This is a genomic window from Brachyspira sp., assembly GCF_050873525.1.
In the GTDB taxonomy this organism is placed as follows: Bacteria; Spirochaetota; Brachyspiria; order Brachyspirales; family Brachyspiraceae; genus Brachyspira.
The window spans coordinates 1-7,834 of the sequence record NZ_JBNMIZ010000124.1 but is presented as its reverse complement, the minus strand read 5'-3'; the positions used below and the strand labels follow the sequence as shown (position 1 = coordinate 7,834).

Below are 7,834 nucleotides of genomic sequence, written 5' to 3'. Positions count from 1 at the left end.
TATATAAGTATAATAAATTAAACGGAGCTAAAATATAATGAAAAAAGTCTTTTTAATTATTTTAATTATATTTGGAATATATTCTAATAATCTTAAAGCCGTTAGTTTATCAATGGGAATTATAGGACAATTCGCAATAAGCGGAGCTTCCACAAATAAATCGTTTCCATCGGATTTTAGAGATTTTGATTCGGGATTTACTTTTTTAATCGGAGCAAATCAGGGAATAGTAAATACAATCTCGGCGTCCGTTTTAGCGGAAATCGGATATTATCATGATTCTTACGATTTCAAACATAATTTAGACGGAAGCAGAATAACCGAAAATTATCAGCTCGACAGTTTTCTTATAGGAGCGGTTGGAAAATTTCATTTTTCATTTTTCGCTTTAGGAATAGGCGGAGGAGTAAAAATTCCTATTTCGGCGGTATATAAAAAAGAAATTGATTCGAGTAAAAATAGTTATTATTTGAGTCGCGGAGATTTGCAGGATTTATTTCAAAGCGCGGTTATTCCTTATGTAAAGGCTTCGCTCGATTTTAATATTTTTAATTATATATTAATCGGTTTATATGTTAATTATGATTTTCCAATTAAATTTCAGCGAAATACTTATATGGATAATATTATCGTAAATAAAAATTATATGACGGGATTCGATATCGGAATCCAGCTTGGATATTTTATAAATTTTGAAAATTATAGAAAATAGGAGATTTTATGAAAAACATTAAAAACATTTTAAAAAACAAATTATTTATATTTTTAGTTTTATTTGCAGTTTCGTTTGCAAAAGTGAATGCGGCAAATTTTGTAATCGGTTTCATGGGACAATTTGGAGCAAGCGCGGCGACTACGGAAAAAGGAAAAATATTTAACGATGATTTTAGAGAATTTGAAAATTCTTTTTCGATTCAGCCCGGAGTTTTCTTCTCATATTACGATACGATATCTTCGGCGGTATTTTTGGATATAGGCTACAGCAAAGACAGATACGAATTTAGATACGGCGAAGGCGACAGTCGAACGGTTGAAAATTTTAGTTTGAATAATATTTCAATCGGACTTTTGCCAAGAATAAATTTTGGATTTTTCTCTTTGGGAATAGGCGGAGGAATAAAAATTCCGCTTTCAATGATATATTCAACGGAAGGACAATATTCGTATTCCGAAAAATATAAATTGGATTTTGGCGATGTTAGAGACACTTTGACGCAAATTTATTATCCTTATCTTAAAGCATCCGTAGATTTTTTAATCAAAGGACAAAGCAGATTTATGCTAACTCTCGGAGTTTATGCGAATTACGATTTTGCATTTAATTTGAAAAGCGACAGCGTCTTACAATATATGGTAAAAAGTAAAGAAAATATCGCTTCTTTTGATTTGGGATTTCAAATAGGCTTATATTTAGTAAGTTTATAAAATATTTATTTTTTTATCGTTTTGTATTATAATCTTATTTTAAATTATTAAAATGTATAAGAATTAAAATCAATGAAAAAGAAATTATTTTTATTAACTCTATCTTTTGAACTTATTATAATAATAGCGACTTCGATGCTAAACGCTAAAAATATGCCCGAACTCCCAAATATAATTTCAAAAAATAAAATAAATTACGGAACGGCTTTGAAACTCCATAACGAAAAAAAATATTTAAATGCCTATAGTCAATTTACAAATATAATAAACGGCAAAGACGAAATTTTAATTAGAGATTATGTTATATATTACGGAGCAAAAAGCGCATTATACGCGAATATGTATGACGAAGCAATCGATTTATATTCCGCGATTATTAAAGAATATCCTCGCTCGATTCTCTATCCTTATGCCGAACGGTATAAAGCGTTAGCCGAATTTTATAGAGATGATTATCCTATAAGCAATTTTTTTAACGGCAAAACTCAAAAATGGATTAAAGAATTTGTGGGATCAAGAGCGCTGCAAAGAATTAAAGATAAAGAAAAAAATAAAGAAATAGCTTTGGAACTTATAAATAAATTTTATAATAGAGAAGCGATAATTTATTTTAACGATAATTTTCAAAAAGATGCTTTGGAACTTCCGAATAATGTAAAATATAAAATAGCTACGGAATTATACGAAGCGGGACATAGAACGGCGGCTTTAAATTATTTTAATTCTTTAATAAAAGACGATTATAATAAAGCGAACTGCATATATTATATTGCAAGAATAAATCAGCGGGACGGCAAAAGAGAAGAAGCGTCAAAATTATTTGAAAGTTATCTTGCAAATACAAATAATAAATCTTATAGAAGGCTTGGACTTTATCATAGCGCCGATAATTATTATAGATTAAACAATATCGAAAAATCTACGGCTTTATATCAAACTTTTTTGAAAGAATATCCGAATGACGAATATATCCCGAGAATTTATAATATATTTATAACGGAAAGTTTGAAATCGAATAATTTAATTTTGGCAAAAAGATATTTAACGAATAGTTTGAATAAATTTAAAAGCAATAGATGGACGGAAGCTTCTTTAAAAAGTTATTTGAGAAAGTCTTTGAAATTAAAAAATAAAACGGAAACTTATTACGCTTTGAAAATATTGGAAGATAGGCATTCAAAATCGAGAAACGATTTAGCGATGTCTTGGAATATGTGGGTTGCCGAAGAGTTCGAAGACTTTAATAAAAGAAACGATTATATAATGAAAACTCTTTTAAAGAGCAAGAATCCTTATTATATTAAAGGCGCTTTGACTCTTGCAAACGAAGATATGATTAAAGCCATTTCTTCAAGTAACGATTATTATCTAAACGAAGCTAAAAAATTTTTTGAAATTTCAAATTATTCAAAAACGCTAGAATCTCTCAATAAAATTCAATTCATAGATTATATCGCAAGCAAGAAAGAAGACAAACTTGTAAAAGAAGCGAGAGAGATGGCAAAAGAAATTTTTATGCAAAATAGATTCGTTAAAGATTTTTATCTTAAAAAAGACGAAATGATAACCGAAAACGAAATATTTAACGAACTTTCATTGCAGACGAGAGGAGAAATAAATAAATCGATTCTGCTTTATTATTACGGCGATATTCAAAACGCTTATGCGGAATTTAATAAAGTTTATCAAAAAACTCAAATTACTTATCCTTTATTTTATTATGCGGAAAAAATATTTATCGCATCTTCGAATACAAAAAGATTTATGCAGACATGCAATAATATTGGAAAATATTTTGGTTATAATTATTCGGAAAATGTGGATTTGCTTCCCGAAGAATTTAGAAAATATATGTATCCGAGATATTTTGACGAGTATGTCGTTCCAGAATCGAAATATTATAAAATAGAACCCGAATTCGTTTATTCTATAATGCGCGAGGAAAGTTTATTTGACGCGAAGGCAATTTCTTGGGCGGGAGCGAGAGGACTAATGCAGCTTATGCCCGCTACGGCTGGAGCTGAAAATAAAAAAAAGAGATACAAATTTAATCCCCTCAATTTGAACGACCCTAAACAAAATATATATTTGGGAATTTCGCATTTGTCATGGCTTTTTACGAGCGAGAATGCGAATAATTATATTATGGTTGCGGCGAAATATAACGCGGGTTCGAGCAGAGGAAACAGATGGAAAAACGAATACGGAACTAACAACATGTATAAAACGGGAAGATTTATAGATATTGAAGAAACCGAATATTATGTGGAAAAAGTAATGAAAAGTTATGAATATTATAGCAGATATTATTAATTATTTTTTATAAATCTAAACGGAAAAATATTTATGGGAAAAACTTGCTTAAAAGATATAATAAAAGTCGCAAAAGAATTGAAAGCCGATTGTCCGAAAAATATAGAAGAAGAAAATAAAGAATTATATATTTCAACCGACAGCAGAGAAGAATTTGATAACGATAAAATTTTTTTGGCTATAAAAGGAGAAAAATTTAACGGAAATAATTTCTCTTTAGAATGCTATAATAAAGGCTGCCGATATTTTATTTTAAGCGAAAATATAGAAATGCCCGAAGACGCGAAAGTTTTTTACCATAACGATACGATTCTTTTTTTTATAAAACTTGCGAGAGAATACAGACGAAGATTCGATATTCCGATTATTGCGATAACGGGAAGCTGCGGAAAAACCACGACTAAAGAATTAACCGCTTTATTTTTATCGACAAAATATAAAGTCCTTAAAACCGAAGGAAATTTAAATAACGAAATCGGAGTTCCGAAAACGATTTTTAATCTGGACGATAGTTTTCAAATTGCGGTTATCGAAGCGGGAATGAATCATAAAAACGAACTTTTAAGAATATCGGAAGCTATAGAATCGAATACGGTTTTAATAAATAATATAGAGTCCGTTCATATTGCCAATTTAGGTTCTATAGAAAATATAGCTTTGGCAAAAAGCGAACTCTTTAATAATACGAAAAAAAACGCGACTGCGATAATAAATAAAAATTCTAATCAAGCCTATATTTTAATCGAAGAAGCTAAAAAGAAAAATCTAAATATAATTGAAACCGATATTAAAGAAATAATTAAAATAGACAACGAAACTTTTGAATATAAGAAAATTATTTTTAAACATAATTTAATCGGAGATTTTAATTTAAGCAATATATTGTCTGCCATTAAAATTGCGGAAATATATAACGCCGATTTAAAAGAATGCTCAAAAATTTTAATAAATTATAAATCTCCAAAAAATCGAATGCAAATAATGAATATAAATAACTGCACGATAATAAACGACTGCTATAATTCAAATCCGTCAGCTTTAAAAAATATGATTAATTATTTATCCGAAAGAGAAGAAAAGAAAAAAATTGCGGTTATAGGCGATATGCTCGAAACCGAACCGAAAAGCGAATTCTATCATAGAGAAATTGGCGATTTGATTAATTCTTTAAATAATATAAATGTCGTAATAGCCTGCGGGAATTATTCAAAATATATTTACGAAACGGTTAATTGCGAAAAATATTATTTTGAAAAAGCGGAAGATTCGATTTGCAAGATAAAAGAATTTATAAAAGAAAAAGAAGACACGGCGATTTTAATAAAGGCTTCGCTTGGAATGAATTTTGCGGTTATAATAGAGAGTTTAGAAAATTTATGACAATTATAAAAGCGATTTATTCTACCCTAACTCTATGCAAACCTCTTAAATAATAGGTTATATCTTGAATATTTTTATCTATCATTTGTTTATATTCTTCGGGAATATTTTGCGCTCTAATCAATTTAAACATTTCGAGTCCTTCCTGCAAATTTCCGAGCAAACTTATTCTTGCCGCGTTTCTTAATATTTTTTTATATTTTGAAAAATAAGTATTTTCTGGCATGTTGTCGAATCCGTAAGTTATAACAAGTTTTTTTTCGTAATCGTCCGTATCGTCCAAAAGTTTCATTCTCATAGTCGGCGTTTCGCTTGCGGGTTTTAATTGAGTTTCGGGTTTTGCCAATTTTGAAGATTCTTTAGGAGCTTCAACTTTTACCGTTATATTTGGAATCGGCGCTTGATTTTGAGGAGCGTTTTCGTCATGCGGTTTTGCCACTATAGGTTGTCCGCCCGCCGTTGACGAATAACCATCGTTAATTTCCACTCTACTATTTTCTATTTTATCGATTATCGTAAACTGTCTTTTTAAATTATTATCTTCGCTTTCAGCCATCGCTTCCAACTGTTCTGCCGCTTTATTTAATCTTTCTTCTCCTTCCGACATTTCCAATTTTTTTTCTTCCGCTTCTTTTTGTTCTCTATAATCGTCCATCGCCGCGCATAGAATAGTCGCTAATTTTTTAAGTCCGTCTTCCGTATCGGTTATATTTAAAGAATCTGTCGGATATTCGGGATTCAAATTGCTTCCGTCATTGTCTTTGCTTCCGTAATAATTGACTTGACTGTTTCGTATTGTCGAGGCTATATTTCTTGCCGAATCTTTAATATTGCTTCTAATCGCTTTTACTTTTTCCGCTTCTTTTCTTAATAGTTCTCTTTTTTTATCTAATATTTCATTTTCTTTTTTTATTCTTTTTAAGATTTTTATATTTTCTCTGAATTGATTTTTATCTTCTTTCGATAATTTATTTTTTTTGCTATTTTTTAATTCGGCTATCGCTTCTTTTAATTTGAAAGTTAATTCTTTTCTTTCTTCTTCCGACTCTTTTAATTTTTTTCTTAATTCTTTAATTTCGTTTATGGAATTTTTTAAAGCGTCTTTATCGATTTTAGAGGCTTTTGAAATTTTTTCGCCCGCTTTTATTTTTTCCGCTTCCAATTTTGCATTTTTGCTTTCAAGTAATTCTATTCTTTTTTGCAGTTTGGCAAGTTCGCTTTTATTCGATTTTGAAGTTTCCAAATTTTCTACAGATGATTTTTTAAGATTATCTTCTAATTTTTTGACTATTTTTTTATATTTCTCTTCCGTCTTTTTGTATTTGTCTTCTAATTTTTGTTTTTGAATGTCGATTATTTTTTTATATTTTTCGTTTAATTCGATTATTTTTTCTTCGGACTTTTCTAATTTTAATTGCAATTTTTCGATTAATTTATTTTCGGTTTCTTTAGGTTTTGAAGTCGTTTTTGAAGAAGTATTTTTTTTACTCGTTTTTTTTACAGCCATTAATTAATTCTCTCTAATTATTTTGAAGTTATAAATATTAACGGAATATTTTACATATTGATAATAAAAATATTACCATCCTAAATTTTCAGCGCCGCGAATGTTTTTAATGCTATAAAATACGGAAAAAAATCAAAAAAATAAGTAAACATAATGCTTGCAATTAATTTCTTAATATTGTATAATATAATTAAAAATAATTAAAAATCTTGGAGAAAAATCAAATGAAGAAATTGCTAATCACATTTTTACTCGCCGCCGTTTCGGTTTACGGCTATGAAACAATACCTTATATGTTTAACGATTTAGTGCCATACGGAGCGTCTCCCGATGAAGTAAATCAAATACTCGTGGACGCTAATTTTGCCGCTACGGAATTGGAAGTTTTAAGCGGAAGTTTTTATGTTTCGCCTTATCCAGACCCAGATTTGGTTTGGTATAATCCTCAAATGTTGAGATGGGTGAATATGAAATTTACCACAAACGATATTTCCGAATTATTCAAAAGAGATTCTAATCTTTTATATTTCAGTTATCAAACCGAAGACGAATTCAAATGTATGACGGTCGATGCGGAAACTGTAGGAGACAATGTAAATCCCGTAGGACCGGATACGAAATGGGCTTATAAATTCTTTTTCCATAACGATAAATTATTTGCGGCAAGCTCTCGTTATCAAGGAGATTATAAAGTGGAAGAATATAAAAACAGAAATCCACAAAATCAATACGCTCACCCAGGTCATATAATGTCAAGCGGATTATTCAAAAGAACTTTAGACGGTTTTCAATTAAAATACGGCGGTTTTCACAATAAGAGAACGATTACTGTCGATGACTTCGCTTCTATGGTTTACGGAAATTATGTCAATAAAATGGCTAATACTTCCTTATCGGTTTATTATGCAAGCTATAACGGAAGAAAGATTAACTTCTTGGCTTCTTATGTGGACAATTTTAGAATCGCTCCGATATATTATAGATTCCAAAATAAAGCTTACGAAAGCTATTTTGATGTCGCCGATACTCCAGTAGGAATTTATTCCGAAGAGGGAATGTTGCAAAAAGACGACGAAGACGAAGATTATCAGTAATAATTGTTAATCATAAAGTTTGTTTTAATATTTTTTCTTTAAGGAGGCTTTAATTAAAGTCTCCTTTTTTATTTATCATTTTTATTCGTTAGTTTATTTTTGCAAAAAATAATTA

The 7,834-nt window shown here is 29.6% G+C and carries 6 protein-coding genes; 5 read left to right on the top strand and 1 reads right to left on the bottom strand.

Annotated features, from left to right (window positions below):
• The first annotated feature begins 37 nt into the window (after nt 1-37).
• The 4 genes from ACR0QS_RS08800 (at nt 38) to ACR0QS_RS08785 (ending at nt 5,118) form a co-directional block, all read left to right on the top strand.
• The gene (locus tag ACR0QS_RS08800; protein WP_432633067.1) at nt 38-712 is read left to right on the top strand and encodes a hypothetical protein; all 675 of its coding nucleotides are present in this window, start codon (nt 38-40) and stop codon (nt 710-712) included.
• 8 nt (nt 713-720) lie between these two features.
• Nucleotides 721-1,425 (top strand): hypothetical protein, encoded by a 705-nt coding sequence (locus ACR0QS_RS08795; RefSeq protein WP_432633066.1) that lies wholly within the window; start codon nt 721-723, stop codon nt 1,423-1,425.
• A gap of 72 nt (nt 1,426-1,497) precedes the next feature.
• Entirely contained in the window at nt 1,498-3,738 is a 2,241-nt protein-coding gene (locus tag ACR0QS_RS08790; protein ID WP_432633065.1) for a transglycosylase SLT domain-containing protein, read from the top strand.
• A 33-nt stretch (nt 3,739-3,771) separates the two neighbouring features.
• Nucleotides 3,772-5,118 (top strand): UDP-N-acetylmuramoyl-tripeptide--D-alanyl-D-alanine ligase, encoded by a 1,347-nt coding sequence (locus ACR0QS_RS08785; RefSeq protein ID WP_432633064.1) that lies wholly within the window; start codon nt 3,772-3,774, stop codon nt 5,116-5,118.
• Nucleotides 5,119-5,134: 16 nt separating this feature from the next.
• Here ACR0QS_RS08785 and ACR0QS_RS08780 read toward each other — a convergent pair whose 3' ends face one another.
• A complete protein-coding gene (locus ACR0QS_RS08780) occupies nt 5,135-6,625 on the bottom strand; it encodes a hypothetical protein (protein ID WP_432633063.1) in 1,491 nt (496 codons plus the stop codon).
• A 224-nt stretch (nt 6,626-6,849) separates the two neighbouring features.
• Here ACR0QS_RS08780 and ACR0QS_RS08775 point away from each other — a divergent pair, with 224 nt between their 5' ends.
• Nucleotides 6,850-7,719, top strand: coding sequence for a hypothetical protein (locus ACR0QS_RS08775; protein ID WP_432633062.1), 870 nt, complete (start codon nt 6,850-6,852; stop codon nt 7,717-7,719).
• Nucleotides 7,720-7,834 lie beyond the last annotated feature (115 nt).

What these genes read in the sequence shown, in the direction of transcription:
- ACR0QS_RS08800 (WP_432633067.1), top strand. Translation starts at nt 38, where the DNA reads ATGAAAAAAGTCTTTTTAATTATTTTAATTATATTTGGAATATATTCT.
- ACR0QS_RS08795 (WP_432633066.1), top strand. Translation starts at nt 721, where the DNA reads ATGAAAAACATTAAAAACATTTTAAAAAACAAATTATTTATATTTTTA.
- ACR0QS_RS08790 (WP_432633065.1), top strand. Translation starts at nt 1,498, where the DNA reads ATGAAAAAGAAATTATTTTTATTAACTCTATCTTTTGAACTTATTATA.
- ACR0QS_RS08785 (WP_432633064.1), top strand. Translation starts at nt 3,772, where the DNA reads ATGGGAAAAACTTGCTTAAAAGATATAATAAAAGTCGCAAAAGAATTG.
- ACR0QS_RS08780 (WP_432633063.1), bottom strand. Translation starts at nt 6,625, where the DNA reads ATGGCTGTAAAAAAAACGAGTAAAAAAAATACTTCTTCAAAAACGACT.
- ACR0QS_RS08775 (WP_432633062.1), top strand. Translation starts at nt 6,850, where the DNA reads ATGAAGAAATTGCTAATCACATTTTTACTCGCCGCCGTTTCGGTTTAC.